General features: G+C 67.7%; 16 protein-coding genes and 1 pseudogene. 7 read left to right on the forward strand and 10 right to left on the reverse strand.

What is annotated here, in order from left to right:
• Positions 1-41: 41 nt before the first annotated feature.
• The 3 genes and pseudogenes from ettA to gcvA all read right to left on the reverse strand — a co-directional run bounded on the left by ettA (position 42) and on the right by gcvA (position 3,196).
• Entirely contained in the window at positions 42-1,709 is a 1,668-nt protein-coding gene (ettA, locus tag CFB46_RS06375; RefSeq protein WP_027783420.1) for an energy-dependent translational throttle protein EttA, read from the reverse strand.
• Positions 1,710-1,880: 171 nt separating this feature from the next.
• The gene (locus CFB46_RS06380; protein ID WP_027783421.1) at positions 1,881-2,189 is read right to left on the reverse strand and encodes a DUF3761 domain-containing protein; all 309 of its coding nucleotides are present in this window, start codon (positions 2,187-2,189) and stop codon (positions 1,881-1,883) included.
• An 89-nt stretch (positions 2,190-2,278) separates the two neighbouring features.
• Positions 2,279-3,196 (reverse strand): annotated as a pseudogene (gene gcvA / locus CFB46_RS06385) (transcriptional regulator GcvA).
• Between the two features lie 193 nt (positions 3,197-3,389).
• Here gcvA and CFB46_RS06390 point away from each other — a divergent pair.
• The 3 genes from CFB46_RS06390 to gabP all read left to right on the forward strand — a co-directional run bounded on the left by CFB46_RS06390 (position 3,390) and on the right by gabP (position 6,830).
• Entirely contained in the window at positions 3,390-4,637 is a 1,248-nt protein-coding gene (locus tag CFB46_RS06390) for an MFS transporter (RefSeq protein WP_089499545.1), read from the forward strand.
• 80 nt (positions 4,638-4,717) lie between these two features.
• Positions 4,718-5,062 (forward strand): MmcQ/YjbR family DNA-binding protein, encoded by a 345-nt coding sequence (locus CFB46_RS06395; RefSeq protein ID WP_027783424.1) that lies wholly within the window; start codon positions 4,718-4,720, stop codon positions 5,060-5,062.
• A gap of 376 nt (positions 5,063-5,438) precedes the next feature.
• Entirely contained in the window at positions 5,439-6,830 is a 1,392-nt protein-coding gene (gabP, locus tag CFB46_RS06400) for a GABA permease (protein ID WP_089499546.1), read from the forward strand.
• A 147-nt stretch (positions 6,831-6,977) separates the two neighbouring features.
• On the opposite strand, the gene ychF is transcribed toward gabP, so the two are convergent.
• Complete coding sequence (gene ychF, locus CFB46_RS06405; RefSeq protein WP_027783426.1) at positions 6,978-8,072, reverse strand: redox-regulated ATPase YchF; 1,095 nt, start codon at positions 8,070-8,072, stop codon at positions 6,978-6,980.
• A 247-nt stretch (positions 8,073-8,319) separates the two neighbouring features.
• Here ychF and CFB46_RS06410 point away from each other — a divergent pair, with 247 nt between their 5' ends.
• From CFB46_RS06410 to CFB46_RS06425, 4 genes are all read left to right on the forward strand, one after another.
• Positions 8,320-9,498, forward strand: coding sequence for a UbiH/UbiF family hydroxylase (locus tag CFB46_RS06410; RefSeq protein ID WP_089499547.1), 1,179 nt, complete (start codon positions 8,320-8,322; stop codon positions 9,496-9,498).
• Positions 9,499-9,588: 90 nt separating this feature from the next.
• A complete protein-coding gene (locus CFB46_RS06415) occupies positions 9,589-10,317 on the forward strand; it encodes a DsbC family protein (protein WP_089499548.1) in 729 nt (242 codons plus the stop codon).
• A gap of 101 nt (positions 10,318-10,418) precedes the next feature.
• Positions 10,419-12,218 (forward strand): M61 family metallopeptidase, encoded by a 1,800-nt coding sequence (locus CFB46_RS06420; RefSeq protein ID WP_089499549.1) that lies wholly within the window; start codon positions 10,419-10,421, stop codon positions 12,216-12,218.
• A gap of 147 nt (positions 12,219-12,365) precedes the next feature.
• A complete protein-coding gene (locus CFB46_RS06425) occupies positions 12,366-12,962 on the forward strand; it encodes an FMN-dependent NADH-azoreductase (RefSeq protein WP_027783430.1) in 597 nt (198 codons plus the stop codon).
• Positions 12,963-13,079: 117 nt separating this feature from the next.
• Here CFB46_RS06425 and CFB46_RS06430 read toward each other — a convergent pair whose 3' ends face one another.
• Genes CFB46_RS06430 through trpE form a run of 6 tightly spaced genes read right to left on the reverse strand, consistent with a single transcriptional unit; the run spans position 13,080 to position 18,603 of the window.
• Entirely contained in the window at positions 13,080-13,997 is a 918-nt protein-coding gene (locus CFB46_RS06430) for a uracil-DNA glycosylase (RefSeq protein ID WP_089499550.1), read from the reverse strand.
• Between the two features lie 13 nt (positions 13,998-14,010).
• On the reverse strand, positions 14,011-14,637 hold the full coding sequence (locus tag CFB46_RS06435; protein WP_027783432.1) for a CYTH domain-containing protein: 627 nt from the start codon (positions 14,635-14,637) through the stop codon (positions 14,011-14,013).
• Positions 14,637-15,422, reverse strand: coding sequence for an indole-3-glycerol phosphate synthase TrpC (gene trpC / locus CFB46_RS06440; RefSeq protein WP_089499551.1), 786 nt, complete (start codon positions 15,420-15,422; stop codon positions 14,637-14,639). Before trpC ends, CFB46_RS06435 begins: the two co-directional genes overlap by 1 nt.
• 29 nt (positions 15,423-15,451) lie before the next feature.
• Positions 15,452-16,483: an anthranilate phosphoribosyltransferase gene (gene trpD / locus CFB46_RS06445; RefSeq protein ID WP_027783434.1), complete on the reverse strand. Its 1,032-nt coding sequence runs from the start codon at positions 16,481-16,483 to the stop codon at positions 15,452-15,454.
• A 13-nt stretch (positions 16,484-16,496) separates the two neighbouring features.
• Positions 16,497-17,096, reverse strand: coding sequence for an aminodeoxychorismate/anthranilate synthase component II (locus CFB46_RS06450; RefSeq protein ID WP_089499552.1), 600 nt, complete (start codon positions 17,094-17,096; stop codon positions 16,497-16,499).
• Between the two features lie 13 nt (positions 17,097-17,109).
• A complete protein-coding gene (gene trpE / locus CFB46_RS06455) occupies positions 17,110-18,603 on the reverse strand; it encodes an anthranilate synthase component I (protein WP_089499553.1) in 1,494 nt (497 codons plus the stop codon).
• Positions 18,604-18,634: the final 31 nt, after the last annotated feature.

The following is an 18,634-nucleotide window of genomic DNA, read 5'->3' on the forward strand; positions in this document are numbered from 1 at the left end:
GCGCCGCGCGATCGCGGTGCCGGGTGCCCGGGCCGCGCCGGTCAGCGGCTGATCGGCTTGTAGCGCAGGCGCTTCGGCTTCGCGGCTTCCTCGCCGAGGCGCGCACGCTTGTCGGCTTCGTACTCCTGGTAGTTGCCGTCGAAGAACGTGACCTGCGAATCGCCTTCGAACGCGAGGATGTGCGTCGCGATCCGGTCGAGGAACCAGCGATCGTGCGAGATCACCATCACCGACCCCGCGAATTCGAGGAGCGCGTCTTCCAGCGCACGCAGCGTTTCGACGTCGAGGTCGTTCGACGGTTCGTCCAGCAGCAGCACGTTGCCGCCCGAGATCAGCGTCTTCGCGAGGTGCAGCCGGCCGCGTTCGCCGCCGGACAGGTTGCCGACGATCTTCTGCTGGTCGCCGCCCTTGAAGTTGAAGCGGCCGATGTACGCGCGCGACGGCGTTTCGTACTTGCCGACCGTCAGCACGTCGGCGCCGCCCGAGATTTCCTCGAACACCGTCTTCGAACCGTCGAGCGCGTCGCGGCTCTGGTCGACGTACGCGAGCTTCACCGTCGGGCCCATCACGACTTCGCCCGAATCCGGCTGTTCCTTGCCGGTCAGCATCTTGAACAGCGTCGACTTGCCGGCGCCGTTCGGGCCGATGATGCCGACGATCGCGCCGGCCGGGATCTTGAAGCTCAGGTTGTCGATCAGCAGGCGGTCGCCGAACGATTTGCTGACGTTCTTGAACTCGATCACTTCGTTGCCGAGGCGTTCGCCGGCCGGAATGAAGATTTCCTGCGTTTCGTTGCGCTTCTGGTATTCCTGGCTGCTCAGCTCCTCGAAGCGCGCGATACGCGCCTTCGACTTCGCCTGACGGCCCTTCGGGTTCTGGCGCACCCACTCCAGTTCCTTCTTGATCGCCTTCTGGCGCGCCGATTCCGACGCTTCTTCCTGCTTCAGGCGCTCTTCCTTCTGGTCGAGCCAACTGCTGTAGTTGCCCTTCCACGGAATGCCGTGGCCGCGGTCGAGTTCGAGAATCCACTCGGCCGCGTTGTCGAGGAAGTAGCGATCGTGCGTGACGGCGACGACGGTGCCCGGGAAGCGCACCAGGAACTGCTCGAGCCAGTCGACCGATTCGGCGTCGAGGTGGTTGGTCGGCTCGTCGAGCAGCAGCATGTCGGGCTTTTCGAGCAGCAGCTTGCACAGTGCGACGCGGCGCTTTTCACCGCCCGACAGGTGCTCGATCTTCGCGTCCCACGCCGGCAGGCGCAGCGCGTCGGCGGCCACTTCGAGCTGCTGCTCGGGGCTGCCGCCGTCGCTCGACGCGAGGATCGCTTCGTACTTCGCCTGTTCGGCCGCGAGCGCGTCGAAGTCGGCGTCCGGTTCGGCATACGCGGCGTAGATTTCTTCCAGCTTCTTGTTGGCCTGGAACAGGTCGCCGAGGCCTTCCTCGACGGCTTCGCGCACGGTCTTCGTCGGGTCGAGCTGCGGTTCCTGCGGCAGGTAGCCGATGTTCAGGTTCGGCATCGGCGTGGCTTCGCCTTCGATGTCCTTGTCGACGCCCGCCATGATGCGGATCAACGTCGACTTGCCCGAGCCGTTCAGGCCGAGCACGCCGATCTTCGCGCCGGGAAAGAACGACAGCGAGATGTCCTTCAGGATCTGGCGCTTGGGCGGCACGATCTTGCCGACCCGGTTCATCGTGAAAACGTATTGGGCCATTTCGGTGTGAAAGTCAGAAGTGGTTGAGACTGCCGCGCAGCGCGCGCGGGCGTGGCGGCGTCGGGTGATCCGGTACGGAGCGTGCCGCGCGGGGCGCGGCGGTGCGAGCGCGTATTGTACTTCGCCGCCGGCTGCCGCTGGCGCGGCGCAGGCCATTCGGCCGACCCGCGCTTACAGCCACGCGGCGACGCCCCCGTGCCCCGAGCAGGTGCCGCGCCGGTGGCGGCTGAAGCTGTACGTGCCGTCGCGGCAGCGTGCGCTCGCGCCGTCCGGCACGCGGCCCGATTTCGAATGCGCGGGCGCGTGCACGGTTTCGCCGTCGCGGTTGCGATACGTGTCGTGACGGTCGAGATCGGCTTCGTTGCCGTAGCCGGGTGACGCGCGGTACGCATGCGCGGAAGGGGGCAACGCGGCGGCCGCGACGAAGAGCGCGACGGACAGGGCCGCGACATGTGTCGCGCGGTGGAGCAGGGCACGCATGGTCTCTCTCGTTCCGTTTGTCGTTATCGATGTCGGGCCGATCGCCCGCGCCGCATGTTAGCGGATCGGCGCCGTCTACCCGCGCGACGCTACGCCGCGCCGGACATCGACGCCGCGCCGTCCGCCCGCGCGGCGTCGAGAATCCACCGGCGGAACGCGGCAACCTTCGGCCGTTCCGCGTGATGCGGCGGATAGACGAGGTAGTACGCGAAATCGTCGAGCCATGCGACGTCGGCAAGCTGCACGAGCCGGCCGCTCGCCAGCTCGCCGCGCACCATCGCGGCCGGCAGCAGCCCGGCGCCCTGGCCGGCGAGGATCGCCTGCAGCAGCAGGCCCGAGTTGTCGAACGCGGGGCCGCGCGGCGGGCCGAAATCGTCGATCCGCTGCGCGCCGAACCAGATGTGCCAGCCCTTGCGTTCGGCATCGTGCAACTGCGGCCAGCCGACGAGCGCGGCCGGCGTCGCCGGCATGCCGAGCCGCGCGACGAGTTCGGGCGACGCGAGCGCGACGATTTCGACCGTCAGCAGCCGTTCGCTGCACAGCCCGACGTAACGCCCGAGGCCGTGGCGGATCGCGACGTCGACGCCGTCGCGCGCGAAATCCGCGAGCGCGTGGCTCGTGACGACCTACAGGTCGACGTCGGGGATCGCCTGGCGGAACTGCGCGAGGCGCGGGACGAGCCACGCGGACGCGAAGAACGGCGTGACGCTCACCGTCAGCACGCCGCTGTCGGCGGTGCCCGACACGCGCTGCGACGCATCGGCGATCTGCCGGAACGCGTTGCGCACGGGCGGCAGGTAGTCGCGGCCGGCGGCCGTCAGCAGGATGCCGCGGTTCACGCGCTCGAACAGTTGCACGCCGAGATGGGTCTCGAGCGTGCGGATCATCTGGCTCACCGCGCCGGGCGTGACCGACAGCTCCTCGGCCGCCGATTTCACCGACAGGTGGCGGGCGGCCGCTTCGAAGGCGCGCAACGCGTTGAGCGGCGGCAGGCGGGAACGGTTCATTCAGTTTTTCTAAAGCGAAAGGCCGAGGAAATATCGTTTGAGGCGACGCATGCGCGCGCGTACCGTTGACACATCGGATCGCACGTTTCGAGGCTGCCTCCGGGCAGCCGATGCGATCAACATAGTTCAACTATATCCACGGGGCAACCCGGACGCCGCCCGGCAGCCGGTGGAACCCGAAAGGAGCATCGTCATGAACCGCCCGGGCGCGTCGCGCCTTTTCTACGGCTGGTACGTGGTGGCGGCCGCGTTCGCCGTCACGTTCGTCGGGTTCGGCAGCGCGTATACGTTCAGCGCGTTCGTCGAGTCGCTGCAGCGGGATTTCGCCGCGTCGCGCGGCCAGATCTCGCTCGTGTTCTCGCTCGCCGGCTTCCTGTACTTCGGCTTCGGCATCGTCAGCGGGCCGCTGGCTGATCGTTTCGGCTCGCGGCGGCTCGCCGTCGCCGGGATGCTGCTGACCGGCGCGGGGCTCGCGGCCGCCGGCGCCGCGCATACGCTGCTGCAGGTCTATGTCGCGTACGGGCTCGGTGTCGGGGTCGGCGTCGGCTGCGCGTACGTGCCGGCCGTCGGCGCGGTGCAGCGCTGGTTCGTGCGCCGGCGCGGGTTCGCATCGGGGCTCGCGGTCGCGGGGATCGGCGTCGGCACGCTGGTGATGCCGCCGCTCGCGTCCGCGCTGATCGCGCAGGTCGGCTGGCGCGGCGCGTATTTCGCGCTGGCCGCGCTCGCGGTCGTGCTGGGCGCCGGCATGTCGCTGCTGATCGAGAACGACCCGCGCAGGCGCGGATTGCTGCCGGACGGCGATGCCGCCGGCGACGACAGCCGGAATGCCGCCGTCGCATCGACCGGCGCGACGGTGCGCGAAGCCGTCACGTCGCGGCCGTTCGCGAGCCTCTACGCGGCCTGCCTCGTCTGTTCGTTCGGTGTGTTCGTCCCGTTCGTTCACCTCGTGCCGTACGCGCTCGATCACGGCGTCGCGCCGTCGACGGCCGTGCTGCTGCTCGGCGCGATCGGCGTGGGCAGCACGGCCGGCCGCTTCTTCCTCGGTGGCCTTGCCGACCGCTTCGGCCGCCGCGCGTCGCTGCTCGCGATGTTCGCCGGCATGGCCGTCGCGCTGCTCGCGTGGGCGGGCGCCGGCACCGTCGCGACGCTGGCTGCGTTCGCGCTCGTGTTCGGCGTGTTCTACGGCGGCTGGGTCGCCGTGCTGCCGGCGGTCGCGATGGACTATTTCGGCGGCCGCAATGTGAGCGCGATCATCGGCATCCTGTACACGAGCGTCGCGTTCGGCACGCTGATCGGGCCGGCCGCGGCCGGCTTCATCTACGACGCAGGCGGCGGCTATCTCGTGCCGATCCTCGCGAGCGCCGCCGCGAATGCGATCGCGTTCGCGATCGTCGCGACCACCGGGCGTGCGCCGGCCGCCGCGCGCGCGGCCGGCGGATGACGCCACTCGCCTGGCGCGTTACGCGGTTTCCGGTAGAGTGGCCGGACCGTCAACCATCGACGCATGATCGGGGAGGCATCGTGACATTCGACGAAGTCCGGCAGATCGCACTGGCGTGGCGCGGTGTCGAGGAAGGCACGTCGTACGGCACGCCCGCGCTCAAGGTGAAGGGCAAGATGCTCGCGCGATTGCGCGAGGACGGCGATACGCTCGTCGTGAAGGGCGTCGGCCCTGACGAGCGCGCATGGCTGATCGAATCGGCGCCCGACGTATATTACGTGACCGATCACTACCTCGGCTGGCCGATCGTGCTGGTGCGTCTGTCGGCCGCGCGTCCCGACGCCGTGAAAAACCTGCTTCTGCGAGAATGGCACGCACTCGTGCCGGCGAAGTGGCGGGACGAAGCCGCCCGCGACGCGAACTGAACGCCGCGCCCGGCGCGCGAGCCGCCGCCGAACCGGATCAATCGTTGCATTGATTCGTATCGATGCAACGAGTGGTTCCATCGAAATTCTTCAATTGGTTCTTAGTGAAGAACCGTTTGATGCTTACACTCCTTCGCTTCGAAGGCGGCTGACGACAGCCGACGGAACGGGCGTACGCGATGCGCCGGCGCCCGATGCGCCGCATCGCACCGGCAGCTTCGCAGACTGCCCGGACGACCCGACCGGAACGGCCCAGTCCGGCCTCATGCCCGCGTGCGACGCACGCGCGGCCGCAGCCGGATTCAACAACGACAACTCCCCGCGCCGCCTTCACGCGACACCGGTCGTACCGGAACCGTTTTTTGGAGAGAGACAGATGAGTGGAAGCAATACAGGCCTCGGCACCGGCCTGAAGCAGCGTCACGTAACGATGATGTCGATTGCCGGCGTCATCGGCGCGGGCTTGTTCGTCGGCTCCGGCCACGCGATCGCGGAAGCCGGGCCGGCATCGATACTCGCGTATGCGATCGCGGGCGTGCTGGTCGTCCTGGTGATGCGCATGCTCGGCGAAATGGCCGTCGCGCATCCGGACAGCGGGTCGTTCTCGACCTATGCCGATCGCGCGATCGGCCACTGGGCCGGCTTCACGATCGGCTGGCTGTACTGGTGGTTCTGGGTGCTCGTGATCCCGATCGAGGCGACCGCCGCCGCGACCATCCTCAATGCATGGTTCCCGGGCGTCGCGACGTGGATCTTCGCGCTCGGCATCACGCTGCTGCTCACCGTCACCAACCTCTTCTCCGTCAAGAATTACGGCGAATTCGAATTCTGGTTCGCGCTGATCAAGGTCGTCGCGATCGTCGTGTTCCTGTGCATCGGCGGCGCGGCGATCGTCGGCATCATTCCGGCGCCGGCCGTGTCGGGCGTGTCGAACCTGTTCGTGCATGACGGCTTCATGCCGCACGGCGCGAGCGCGGTGCTCGCGGCGATGCTGACGACGATGTTCTCGTTCCTCGGCACCGAGATCGTGACGATCGCGGCCGCCGAATCGGACAACCCGCAACGCCAGATCGTGCGCGCGACGAACTCGGTCATCTGGCGGATCACGCTGTTCTATCTCGGCTCGATCCTCGTCGTCGCGGCCATCGTGCCGTGGAACGACCCGTTGCTGCCGAAGCACGGCTCCTATCAGCGCGCGATGGAACTGATCGGCGTGCCGAACGCGAAGGCGATCATCGACGTGATCGTGCTCGTGTCGGTCGCGAGCTGCCTGAATTCGGCGTTGTACACCGCGTCGCGGATGCTGTTCTCGCTGTCCAGGCGCAAGGACGCGCCGGCCTTCCTGCATCGCACCGATTCGACCGGCACGCCGCGCGCGGCCGTGCTGGCGTCGACCGCGTTCGGTTTCCTGACCGTGATCGCGAACTACCTGATGCCGGAACAGGTGTTCGGCTTCCTGCTGGCGACGTCGGGCGCGATCGCGCTGCTCGTGTATCTCGTGATCGCGATCTCGCAGCTGCGGATGCGCAAGACGCTCGAATCGGGCGGCGCCGACCTGACGCTGCGGATGTGGCTGTTCCCGTGGCTCACGTGGGCCGTGATCCTGTTCATCTGCGGCACGCTGACCGTGATGTTCGTCAGCGAGGAGCACCGGATGGAAGTCGGCGCGACGGCCGTGCTGGCGTTGATCGTGCTGCTCGCGTCGTGGCTGAACAAGCGTGGGCGCGATGCGCGGGCGGAAGCGGGGCGGCGCGTGTCGGCGACGTGATCCGATCGAATGACGTGACGGCGGGGCGCAAGCCCCGGTCATGAAAATGGCCCGAGCGGCGTTTGCCGGTCGGGCCATTTGTCTTTCGTGCCGGAGCACGCGTGGCGCGATGCCGTGCGTATCGCACGGCATCGGCCGATGCAGGTGTCAGACGTTGAACAGGAAGTTCATCACGTCGCCGTCGTGCACGACATATTCCTTCCCTTCCGCGCGCATCTTGCCGGCTTCCTTCGCGCCTTGCTCGCCCTTGTACGCGACGAAGTCGTTGAACGCGATCGTCTGCGCGCGGATGAAGCCGCGCTCGAAGTCGGTGTGGATCACGCCGGCCGCCTGCGGCGCGGTGTCGCCGATATGGATCGTCCACGCGCGCACTTCCTTCACGCCCGCGGTGAAGTAGGTCTGCAGGCCGAGCAGCTTGAAGCCCGCGCGGATCACGCGGTCGAGGCCCGGCTCTTCCATGCCCATGTCGGCGAGGAAGGCTTCCTTGTCCGCGTCGTCGAGATCGGCGATTTCCGCCTCGATCGCCGCGCACACGGCGACCACCGGCGCGTTCTCGCTTTCCGCGTACTTGCGCACCGCCTCGAGGTGCGGATTGTTCTCGAAGCCGTCGTCCTTCACGTTGGCGACGTACATCGCCGGCTTCGCGGTGATCAGGCAGAACGGCTTGATCAGCGCTTGTTCGTCGTCCGATAGCGCGAGGCCGCGCACGGCCTTGCCCTGGTCGAGCTGCGCACGCACCTTTTCAAGCACCGCGACGAGCTTTGCCGCTTCCTTGTCGTTGCCCGACTTCGCCGCCTTCGAATAGCGCGTGAGCGCCTTCTCGATGGTGCCGAGGTCGGCGAGCGCCAGTTCGGTGTTGATCACTTCGATGTCGTCGATCGGGCTGACCTTGCCGGCGACGTGAATGACGTTCTCGTCCTCGAAGCAGCGCACGACGTGCGTGATCGCGTCGGTTTCGCGGATGTTCGCGAGGAACTGGTTGCCGAGGCCTTCACCCTTGCTCGCGCCCGCGACGAGGCCCGCGATGTCGACGAATTCGACGACGGCCGGCACGACACGCTCCGGCTTGACGATCTCGGAGAGCGCCTTCAGGCGCGTATCCGGCACTTCGACGATGCCGACGTTCGGCTCGATCGTGCAGAACGGGTAGTTCTCGGCGGCGATGCCGGCCTTGGTCAGCGCATTGAACAGGGTGGACTTGCCGACGTTGGGCAAGCCGACGATGCCGCATTTGAGACTCATGGAATCCTTCGGACGGGTGAGGCGGCGCGGCCGGACAGGGCACGGCGGCGCGGGAAAAAAGGGCGGCCGGCGCGTGGAGCGCGGCGGGCCGACGGTCAAAGACGCTATTGTACCGTGCCGGCGCCCCGGATTCCGGGCTGGGCGCCGAACGGCCGATGCGGCGGGCCGTCGCGCCGGCGCCCCGGCCCGCGGTTCTGCTGATTTCCCGCAAAGTCCGGCCGCGTAAGGGTTTGGCCCCGCGGCTATAATGCCCGCCATGACTGCCCACCACACCTTCGACGTCGCCGTGGTCGGCGGCGGGCTCGTCGGCAAGACGGCCGCGCTCGCGCTGACCCAGTCCGGCTACAAGACAGCCTTGCTCGCCCAGCCGGCCACGCCGCGCCCCGCGGATCTCGCGTTCGACACGCGTGTCTACGCGCTGTCGTCCAGTTCGCAGGCGTTGCTCGAGCGGCTGCGGGTCTGGCAGGCGCTCGACCACGGCCGGCTCGCGCCGGTGTACGACATGCGCGTGTATGGCGATGCGCATGCCGAACTGCATTTCTCCGCCTATCAGGCGTCCGTGCCGCAGCTTGCGTGGATCGCCGAATCATCGCTGGTCGAGGCGTCGCTCGACGCCGCGCTGCGATTCCAGCCGAACCTCACGTGGTTCGACGCGCGTGCGCAGGGTTTCGACGTGCGCGACGACGCGGCCGTGCTCACGCTGTCGTCGGGGCAGGTGCTGGAAGCCGACCTCATCGTCGGCGCCGACGGCGCGCATTCGTGGGTGCGCTCCCAAATGGGGGCCAGGGTAGAACGGCGCGACTACCGGCAGACGGGCGTCGTCGCGAACTTCAAGGCGTCGCTGCCGCACCGCGAGACGGCGTGGCAGTGGTTCCACGAAGGCGAGATCGTCGCGCTGCTGCCGCTGCCGGACGGCCACGTGTCGCTCGTGTGGTCGGCGCACACCGCGCATGCGGACGAACTGCTCGCACTCGATCCGGCGCAGCTCGCGGCCGAGGTCGAGCGGGTGTCGCACGGCCAGGTCGGCACGCTCGAATGCGTGACGCCGGCCGCCGGTTTCCCGCTGGCGCTGCAGACGGTCGACAAGCTGATCGCGCCGCGCGTCGCGCTGGTCGGCGATGCCGCGCACCTGATCCATCCGCTCGCGGGGCAGGGGATGAACCTCGGGCTGCGCGACGTCGCGGCGCTCGCCGACGCGATCGCGGGCAAGGAAAGCTTCCGCAACCTCGGCGATACCGTGCTGCTGCGCCGCTACGAGCGCTCGCGCCGCGAGGACATCCGCGCGCTGATGGTCGCGACCGACGGCCTGCAGCGGCTGTTCGCGGTGCCGGGCTCGCTCGCGAAAGCGGTGCGCAACGCGGGCATGGCGTTCGTCGGGGCCCAGCCGCTCGTGAAGCGCTGGCTCGTGTCTTCCGCGCTCGGCTGAGCGAACCTTCGGCTGCTTCGCCGGTCGGACTCGGTTCCGTTACGGCGTACACTGTGCCGTGCACTCCGATTGAGCTGAAGGAAGATTTCGATGAAAAAAACGATCCGCATCGCGTCGTTGGCGCTGGCCGTCACGATGGCGACGCTTGGCTGCACCGCGCAGGCCGACCAGACCACCGACAAGCTGAAGGCCACGCTGCAAGCCCGTCTCGGCAACGACGCGCCGATCAAGAGCGTGTCGAAATCGCCGGTTGCAGGCCTTTACGAAGTGAACCTCGGCTCGCAGATCATCTATAGCGACGCGGCCGGCGACTACGTGCTGCTCGGCGATCTCGTCGACGCCAAGACGCACAAGAACCTGACCGACGCCCGCCTGTCCGAAATCAACAAGATCGACTTCGCGAGCCTGCCGTTCGCGAATGCGATCAAGGTCGTCAAGGGCAACGGCGCCCGCAAGATCGCGGTGTTCTCCGATCCGAACTGCCCGTACTGCAAGAAGCTCGAGACGACGCTGCAGTCGATCGACAACGTGACCGTCTACACGTTCCTGTACCCGGTGCTGTCGCCGGATTCGACCGCGAAGTCGAAGGCGATCTGGTGTGCGACCGACCGCGCGAAGACGTGGGAAAGCTGGATGCTCGACCACCGCGCGCCGTCCGGCGCCGGTACGTGCGACACTACCGCGCTCGACAAGAACCTCGCGCTCGGCCGCGGGATGAACGTCACGGGCACGCCGACGATTTTCCTGCCGGACGGCCGCCGCCTGCCGGGCGCGGTATCGGCCGACCAGCTCAACCAGGCGCTCGCCTCGAGCAAGTAACCGACTGCACGCCGGGCGCATGGCCCGGCCAGCGAGGGGCGCCCGCATGATCTGCCGGCGCCTCTCTTCGTTTTCGCCGCCGTATTCGACCGATTGCCACGATGACTCAGCCGATCCGCTATTCGATTGTCCCGAAAGATCTTGCCGCGCACCTGTTCGAAGTGACGGTGACGGTTGCCGATCCCGCTCCCGAAGGCCAGCGTTTCTCGCTGCCGGTGTGGATTCCGGGCAGCTACCTCGTGCGCGAGTTCGCGCGCAACATCGTGACGCTCGGCGCATTCAACGACGCGGGCCGCAAGGTGCGCATCGCGAAGACCGACAAGCACACGTGGCAAGCCGCGCCCGTGACCGGCGCGCTGACGCTGCGCTACGACGTCTATGCATGGGACCTGTCGGTGCGCTCCGCGTATCTCGACGAGTCGGGCGGCTTCTTCAACGCGACGGCCGTGTTCCTGAGCGTCGCCGGCCGCGAGGACGCGCCGTGCGAAGTCGACATCGCGAAACCGGCCGGCGCGGCGTTCCGCACGTGGCGCGTCGGCACCGCGCTGCCCGAGGCGCGCGGCACGAAGCGCTACGGCTTCGGCGCGTATCGTGCGTCGAACTACGACGAACTCTCCGACCATCCGGTGACGATCGGCGAATTCGCGCTCGCGACGTTCGACGCGCACGGCGTGCCGCACGACATCGTGATCGCCGGGCGCGTGACGCAGCTCGACCTGGAGCGGCTGCGTACCGACCTGAAACGCGTGTGCGAAGCCCAGATCGCGCTGTTCGAGCCGAAGTCGAAGAAGGCGCCGATGGACCGCTACGTGTTCATGACGCTCGCGGTCAGCGACGGCTACGGTGGCCTCGAGCATCGCGCGTCGACCGCGCTGATCTGCAACCGTACCGACCTGCCGGTGAAGGGGCGGCCGGAAACGACGGAAGGCTATCGCACGTATCTCGGCCTCTGCAGCCACGAGTATTTCCACACGTGGAACGTGAAGCGCATCAAGCCGGCGGCGTTCGTGCCGTACGACCTCACGCGCGAGAACTACACGTCGCTGCTGTGGCTGTTCGAGGGCTTCACGTCGTATTACGACGACCTGATGCTGGTCCGCAGCGGGCTGATGTCGCAGGACGAATATTTCGCGGCGCTCGGCCGCACGGTCGGCGGCGTGCTGCGCGGCACGGGCCGGCTCAAGCAGAGCGTCGCGGAAAGCTCGTTCGACGCGTGGATCAAGTACTACCGTCAGGACGAGAACGCGACCAACGCGATCGTCAGCTATTACACGAAGGGTTCGCTCGTCGCGCTGGCATTCGATCTCGCGATCCGCGCGCAGACGCGCAACCGGAAGTCGCTCGACGACGTGATGCGTCTGCTGTGGCAACGCTACGGCCGCGACTTCTATCGCGGCAAGCAGGCGGGCGTGGAAGAAAACGAAGTCGAGGCGCTGATCGAAGAGGCGACGGGCGTCGCGCTCGGCCGCCTGTTCGCCGACGCCGTGCACGGCACGCGCGACCTGCCGCTCGGCGAACTGCTCGCGCCGTTCGGCGTGACGCTGGCGCCCGACGTCGCGATCGGCGCCGCCGCGAAGCCGACGCTCGGCGCGCGCTTGCGCGGCGGCGCGGACTGCACGTTCGCGACTGTGTACGAAGGCGGCGCCGCGCATCGCGCGGGGCTGTCGGCCGGCGACACGCTGATCGCGGTGGACGGCTTGCGCGTGACGGGCACGAACCTCGATGCGCTGCTCTCGCGCTACCGGCCGGGCGACAAGGTCGAGGTTCACGCGTTCCGCCGCGACGAGCTGCGCACCGCGAAACTGAAGCTCGACGGCCCGGAAGTCACTCGCTACCGGCTGACCGCCGCCGCGAAGCCGGCTGCGGCCACGAAGGCTCGCGAAGCCTGGCTGAAGGGATAAACGTACCCGGGTGGGTATCGGGGCGCGATCGAGCATTGTTCCGCTGCTGCAACAATCCGTCGCCCTGAACCCGCTTTTTCGCGGTCATGCGGCCACGCACAATGGCGTCACTCGCGCTACCGAAGCGCAACCCTACCGGAGCCTGACATGACGACCATTCTGCAAATCAATTCCGCCGCGCGTTCGCAAGGTGCGCAATCCACGCTGCTCGCCAATGAACTAACGGCAAAGCTGCAACAATCGAACCCCGGCGCGAACGTCGTGGTGCGCGACCTGCTGGCCGATGCGCTGCCGCACCTCGACGAATCGGTGCTCGGCGCGTTCTTCACGCCGGCCGACAAGCGCACCGCGGAACAGAATGCGATCGTCGCGAAGAGCGATGCGCTGATCGCCGAGCTGCAGGCTGCCGACATCATCGTGATCGGCGCCCCGATGTACAACTTCGGCATCTCGTCGCAACTGAAGACGTACTTCGACTGGATCGCCCGCGCGGGCGTCACGTTCCGCTACACCGAGAACGGTCCGGAAGGCCTGATCAAGGGCAAGAAGGTTCACGTGGTGACGGCGCGCGGCGGCAAGTACGCCGGTACGCCGAACGACAGCCAGACGCCGTACCTGCGCACGTTCCTCGGCTTCGTCGGCATGACCGACGTGAGCTTCATCTTCGCGGAAGGCCTGAACCTCGGCCCGGATGCGCAGAGCGCCGCGCTGGCCAGCGCACGCGAAGCGATCGCCGCCGCGTAACGCGTCGGGTCGACGTGGGTGCGACGCACCCGCTGCATCGCCCGATAAAAAACGCCGCGCCCCGAAAGGGACGCGGCGTTTTTGCATTCGCGCGGCGAACCCGCCGCCGAGGCGGCGTTACGCGAGCGTTTCGGCCACGTCCGGCAGGCGCCAGTCGATCGGTTCGCGGCCCGCATCGACCAGATAGTCGTTCGCGAGCGCGAAATGGCGGCAGCCGAGGAACCCGCGGTGCGCGGACAGCGGCGACGGATGCGGCGCCTCGAGCACGCAATGCTCGTTCGCGTCGAACAGTGCGCGCTTCGCCTGCGCGTGCGCGCCCCACAGCATGAACACGAGCCCGCGATGGCGGCCGGCGAGCTCGCGGATCAGCGTGTCCGTGCATTGCTCCCAGCCGCGCTTCGCATGGCTCGCGGCCGCGCCGCGCTCGACCGTCAGCACGGTGTTGAGCAACAGCACGCCCTGGCGCGCCCATGTATCGAGGCAGCCGTGACGCGGTGTGTCGTGACCGAAGTTCGCGGCGATTTCCTTGAAGATGTTGCGCAGCGACGGCGGAGTGCGCACGGCCGGCGGCACCGAGAACGCGAGGCCGTGCGCCTGCGGCGTGCCGCGGTCGTCGCCGTGATACGGGTCCTGGCCGAGGATCACGACCTTCACGTCGTCCGGGCTCGTCAGGCGCAGCGCGCGGAACACGTCGGTCGGGTACACCGTCTTGCCGGCCGCGCGCTCTTCATCGACGAAGCGGCACAGCGGCGCGTACGCGTCGCTGTCGGTGAACGGTTTCAGCACGTCGCGCCAGACGGCCGGCAGCGCGTCGAATTGCGCGGCGAGATGCGGCACGTCGGCGACGACGGGCCGCGGTGCGGAGGCGGTCGGGGCCGGCGCGGGCGCCGGTGCGGCCGCCTTCTTCGCGGATTTTCGCCGGGCCGCGGGCGGCTCGGAAGCCGCGGACGGAATATCGGCCGGTGCCGTTTCCGGCACGGGATCGTCGAACAGCGACGCCTGTTGCGGCGCGCGGGAAGTCTTGCGGGTTGCCATGCGTGATGCGTGTTTATTGCGCGCGCAGCCGGTAGCCGCGCTGCGCCTTGCTGATGTTTTCGGGAACGAGGCCCGGCAGCGCCTGCTGCAGTTCGGCGGCGAGCGTCGCGAGCGCCGTTTCCGGGCCGTCGATCAGTTCGAGTTCGATTTCGCTGATCGGTTCGCGGCGCGTTTCGTGTTCCGCCTGGACGACGATCTCGCCGAGGTCCACCGCGGCCTCGACGGTCGCGCCGCCGATTGCGATGCGCCACAGCGTACGCGAAAAATCCGTGCGGAACAGCGCGTACAGTGCGCCTGCCGCGTCATTCAGCGCGGCGGCGGCTTCCGGCACGTCGCAGGCCGCGACGAGCGCGTCGATGTCGAGCGCGTCGCCCGCGACCGGGAGTTCCCATTCGTGGCGACGGTGCAGGCCGCCTTCCGCGCTGCCGACCGTCTTGAACGTCTGCAGCCAGCCGTCCGGCGTGCGGCGCACGCGCACCGCGCTCTTCGAGCGCGCCAGCGCGAGATCGGGCGTGTCGTAATAGACGTTCGCGAGCGTGATGTCGCGACCGGGTTCGCCGGTCAGCGTGTCGAAGAAGCGGCGCGCGGCGTCGGCCTGACCGGCCGGCAGCGCGAGCTTGATTTCCTTTTCGATCGCCATCAGAAGAACATCCGTGCGAGTTCCGCGCCCGGCTGGTCGGCGCGCATGAACGCCTCGCCGACGAGGAACGTGTTCACGTTCGCCGCGCGCATCGTGTCGACGTCGGTGCGCGACAGGATGCCCGATTCGGTCACGACGATGCGATCCGCCGGAATCATGTCGAGCATGTCGAGCGTGGTCTGGATCGACGTCTCGAACGTGCGCAGGTTGCGGTTGTTGATGCCGAGCAGCGGCGTCTTGAGCGTCAGCGCCTGTTCCATCTCGTTGCGGTCGTGCACTTCGACCAGCACCGCGAGGCCGAGCGAGTGCGCATAGGCTTCCAGATCCTGCATCAGCGGCGTGTCGAGCGCGGCGGCGATCAGCAGGATCGCGTCGGCGCCCATCGCGCGGGCTTCGACGATCTGGTACGCGTCGACGATGAAGTCCTTGCGCAGCACCGGCAGCGTGCAGGCCGCGCGCGCTTCCTCGAGGTAGCGGACGCCGCCCTGGAAGAACTGCTCGTCGGTCAGCACCGACAGGCAGGCGGCGCCGTGCGCCGCATACGAGCGCGCGATGTCGGCCGGCACGAAATGCTCGCGCAGCACGCCTTTCGACGGGCTTGCCTTCTTGATTTCGGCGATCACGGCGGCGTCGCCGGCCGCGTGCTTCGTCCGCAGCGCGCCGACGAAGTCGCGCAGGTCCCGCGCGGAGGCTTCCAGTTTCAGTGCCTCGAGCGGCGCGCTGCGCATGGCCGCCGCCACTTCTTCGCGCTTGACGGCGATGATTCGGTCGAGAATGTCGCTCATATGGGTTCCTGCTTGATTCGTAAGGGGAGTCAGCGCTTGAACTGCTGCGTGAAGCGCACGAGTTCGTCGACTTTCTCGCGCGCCTTGCCGCTCGCGATCGCTTCACGGGCCAGCTGGATGCCGTCCGCGATCGACTCGGCGATATTGGCCGCGTAGAGCGCGGTACCCGCGTTCAGCGTGACGATCTCGCGTGCGACGCCCGGCTGGTTGTCCAGCGCGCCGAGCAGCATCGTGCGCGATTCGTCGGCATTTTCCACCTTCAGCGTGCGGTTCGACACCATCTGCAGGCCGAAGTCCTCCGGATGGATTTCGTATTCGTGCACCTTGCCGTCGCGCAATTCGCCGACGAGCGTCGCGGCGCCGAGCGACACCTCGTCCATCCCGTCCTTGCCGTACACGACGAGTACGTGCTGCGCGCCGAGGCGCTGCATCACGCGCACCTGGATGCCGACGAGGTCGGCGTGGAACACGCCCATCAGCTGATTCGGCGCGCCGGCCGGATTGGTCAGCGGGCCGAGGATGTTGAAGATCGTGCGCACGCCGAGCTCGCGGCGCACGGCCGCGATGTTCTTCATCGCCGGGTGATGGTTCGGCGCGAACATGAAGCCCATGCCGGTTTCGGCGATCGATGCGGCCACCTGGTCCGACTGCAGGTCGATGTTCACGCCGAGCGCCTCGAGCACGTCGGCGCTGCCGGACTTGCTCGATACGCCGCGGTTGCCGTGTTTCGCGACCTTCGCGCCCGCGGCCGCCGTGACGAACATCGACGCGGTCGAGATGTTGAACGTGTGCGAGCCGTCGCCGCCGGTGCCGACGATGTCGACGAAATTCGAGTTGTCCTGCACCTCGACGTGGTTCGCGAATTCGCGCATCACGGTCGCGGCGGCGGCGATCTCGCCGATCGTTTCCTTCTTCACGCGCAGCCCGGTGATGATCGCGGCCGCCATCACGGGCGACATGTCGCCGCGCATGATCAGCCGCATCAGGTGCAGCATTTCGTCGTGGAAGATCTCGCGGTGTTCGATCGTGCGCTGCAGCGCTTCCTGCGGGGTAATCGTCATCGTGCGTCTCCCGTCAGGCAGCCGGTGCGGCCGCGCCGGCCGCGGCGCGGTTCTGTTTCAGGAAATTCTCGAGTAGCGCATGACCGTGCTCGGACAGGATCGATTCCGGGTGGAACTGCACGCCTTCGACCGGCAGCGTCTTGTGGCGCACGCCCATGATCTCGCCGTCGTCGGTCCACGCGGACACCTCGAGGCAGTCGGGCAGCGATTCGCGTTCGATCGCGAGCGAGTGATAGCGCGTGACGTCGAAATGCTTCGGCAGATCGGCGAACACGCCGCGGCAGTCGGTTTCGATCCGGCTCACCTTGCCGTGCATGATGGTCTTCGCGCGTACGACGCGGCCGCCGAACGCTTCGCCGATCGCCTGGTGACCGAGACAGACGCCGAGGATCGGCTTCTTGCCCGCGAATTCGCGCAGCACGTCGAGCGTGATGCCCGCATGTTGCGGATTGCTCGGGCCCGGCGACAGGCAGATGGTGTCGGGATTCAGGCGCGCGATGTCGTCGAGCGTGATTTCGTCGTTGCGGTAGGTGCGCACGTCCTCGCCGAGTTCGCCGAAGTACTGGACCAGGTTGTAGGTAAACGAGTCGTAGTTGTCGATCATGAGCAGCATGGTCAGTCTCCGGTCAGAAGTCGCTATCGAGGCCGTCCTGGACCTGTTCGGCCGCCCGCAGCACCGCGCGCGCCTTGTTCTCGGTCTCTTGCCATTCGGATTCGGGCACCGAATCCGCGACGACGCCGGCCGCCGCTTGCACGTACAGATTGCCGTTGTGGATCAGGCCCGTGCGGATCGCGATCGCGAGATCCATCTCGCCCGAGAACGACAGGTAGCCGACCGCACCGCCGTACAGCCCGCGCTTGACCGGCTCGAGCTCGTCGATCAGTTCCATCGCGCGCACCTTCGGCGCGCCGGACAGCGTGCCGGCCGGGAACGTCGCGCGCAGCACGTCGTAGTTCGTCATGCCGGGCTTCAGCGTGCCTTCGACCGAGCTGACGATGTGCTGCACGTGCGAGTACTTCTCGATCACCATCTTGTCGGTCACCTGCACCGAGCCGATCTCCGCGATGCGGCCGACGTCGTTGCGCGCGAGGTCGATCAGCATCACGTGCTCGGCGATCTCCTTCGGATCGTTCAGCAGCTCGGTCGCGAGTTCCGCGTCGCGCTCCGGCGTGTTGCCGCGCGGGCGCGTGCCGGCCAGCGGCCGGATCGTGACGATCTGGTCGTCGCCGCGCTTTTCCTGGCGCACCAGGATTTCCGGCGACGCGCCGACCACGTGGAAATCGCCGAAGTTGTAGTAATACATGTACGGCGACGGATTCAGCGAACGCAGCGCACGATACAGCGACAGCGGATTGTCGCGGTACGGCTTCGTCAGCCGCTGGCCGACCTGAATCTGCATCAGCTCGCCGGCCGCGATGTATTCCTTCGCCTGACGCACGGCGGCCAGATAGTCGTCCTTCTTGAATTCGCGGAACGTCTCGGTGCGCACGCTCGCCGACGTGACGGGCGGCTGCACGGTCGTGCGCAGGCGCTGCTTCAGTTCGCGCAGGCGCTGTTTTGCCTTCGCGTACGCTTCCGGCTGGCCCGGGTCCGCGTAGATGATCAGGTACAGCTTGCCGGCGAGGTTGTCGATCACCGCGACTTCCTCGGTCAGCAGCAACTGGATGTCGGGCAGCCCGAGATCGTCGCGCGGCGCGGTGTTGGCGAGCTTCTTCTCGATATAGCGCACCGCGTCGTAGCCGAAGTAGCCGGCGAGACCGCCGCAGAAACGCGGCAGGCCCGGGCGCTGCGCGACCTTGAAGCGGGCCTGGAACGATTCGATGAACTGGAACGGGTCGCCGTCGTGCGTCTCGACGACCTGGCCGTCGCGCACGACTTCCGACACGCCGTTGCGGGTACGCACGAGCGTGCGGGCGGGCAGGCCGATGAACGAGTAGCGGCCGAAACGTTCGCCGCCGACCACCGATTCGAGCAGGAACGAGTTGGCGCCCGCGCGTTCGGGCTGGGCCAGCTTCAGGTAGAGGGACAGCGGCGTTTCGAGATCGGCGAGCGCTTCCGCGATCAGCGGGATGCGGTTGTAGCCTTCGTTCGCGAGCGATTGGAATTCGAGTTCGGTCATGTTCCGGTCCTGTTCGGGACGAGCGGCGCGT

The organism is Burkholderia sp. HI2761 (assembly GCF_002223355.1).
In the GTDB taxonomy this organism is placed as follows: Bacteria; Pseudomonadota; Gammaproteobacteria; order Burkholderiales; family Burkholderiaceae; genus Burkholderia.

Bases quoted from the DNA above. Each gene is read 5' to 3' on its own strand.
- ettA (WP_027783420.1), bottom strand. From the start codon at position 1,709: ATGGCCCAATACGTTTTCACGATGAACCGGGTCGGCAAGATCGTGCCG.
- CFB46_RS06380 (WP_027783421.1), bottom strand. From the start codon at position 2,189: ATGCGTGCCCTGCTCCACCGCGCGACACATGTCGCGGCCCTGTCCGTC.
- CFB46_RS06390 (WP_089499545.1), top strand. From the start codon at position 3,390: ATGAACCGCCCGGGCGCGTCGCGCCTTTTCTACGGCTGGTACGTGGTG.
- gabP (WP_089499546.1), top strand. From the start codon at position 5,439: ATGAGTGGAAGCAATACAGGCCTCGGCACCGGCCTGAAGCAGCGTCAC.
- ychF (WP_027783426.1), bottom strand. From the start codon at position 8,072: ATGAGTCTCAAATGCGGCATCGTCGGCTTGCCCAACGTCGGCAAGTCC.
- CFB46_RS06410 (WP_089499547.1), top strand. From the start codon at position 8,320: ATGCCCGCCATGACTGCCCACCACACCTTCGACGTCGCCGTGGTCGGC.
- CFB46_RS06415 (WP_089499548.1), top strand. From the start codon at position 9,589: ATGAAAAAAACGATCCGCATCGCGTCGTTGGCGCTGGCCGTCACGATG.
- CFB46_RS06420 (WP_089499549.1), top strand. From the start codon at position 10,419: ATGACTCAGCCGATCCGCTATTCGATTGTCCCGAAAGATCTTGCCGCG.
- CFB46_RS06425 (WP_027783430.1), top strand. From the start codon at position 12,366: ATGACGACCATTCTGCAAATCAATTCCGCCGCGCGTTCGCAAGGTGCG.
- CFB46_RS06430 (WP_089499550.1), bottom strand. From the start codon at position 13,997: ATGGCAACCCGCAAGACTTCCCGCGCGCCGCAACAGGCGTCGCTGTTC.
- CFB46_RS06435 (WP_027783432.1), bottom strand. From the start codon at position 14,637: ATGGCGATCGAAAAGGAAATCAAGCTCGCGCTGCCGGCCGGTCAGGCC.
- trpC (WP_089499551.1), bottom strand. From the start codon at position 15,422: ATGAGCGACATTCTCGACCGAATCATCGCCGTCAAGCGCGAAGAAGTG.
- trpD (WP_027783434.1), bottom strand. From the start codon at position 16,483: ATGACGATTACCCCGCAGGAAGCGCTGCAGCGCACGATCGAACACCGC.
- CFB46_RS06450 (WP_089499552.1), bottom strand. From the start codon at position 17,096: ATGCTGCTCATGATCGACAACTACGACTCGTTTACCTACAACCTGGTC.
- trpE (WP_089499553.1), bottom strand. From the start codon at position 18,603: ATGACCGAACTCGAATTCCAATCGCTCGCGAACGAAGGCTACAACCGC.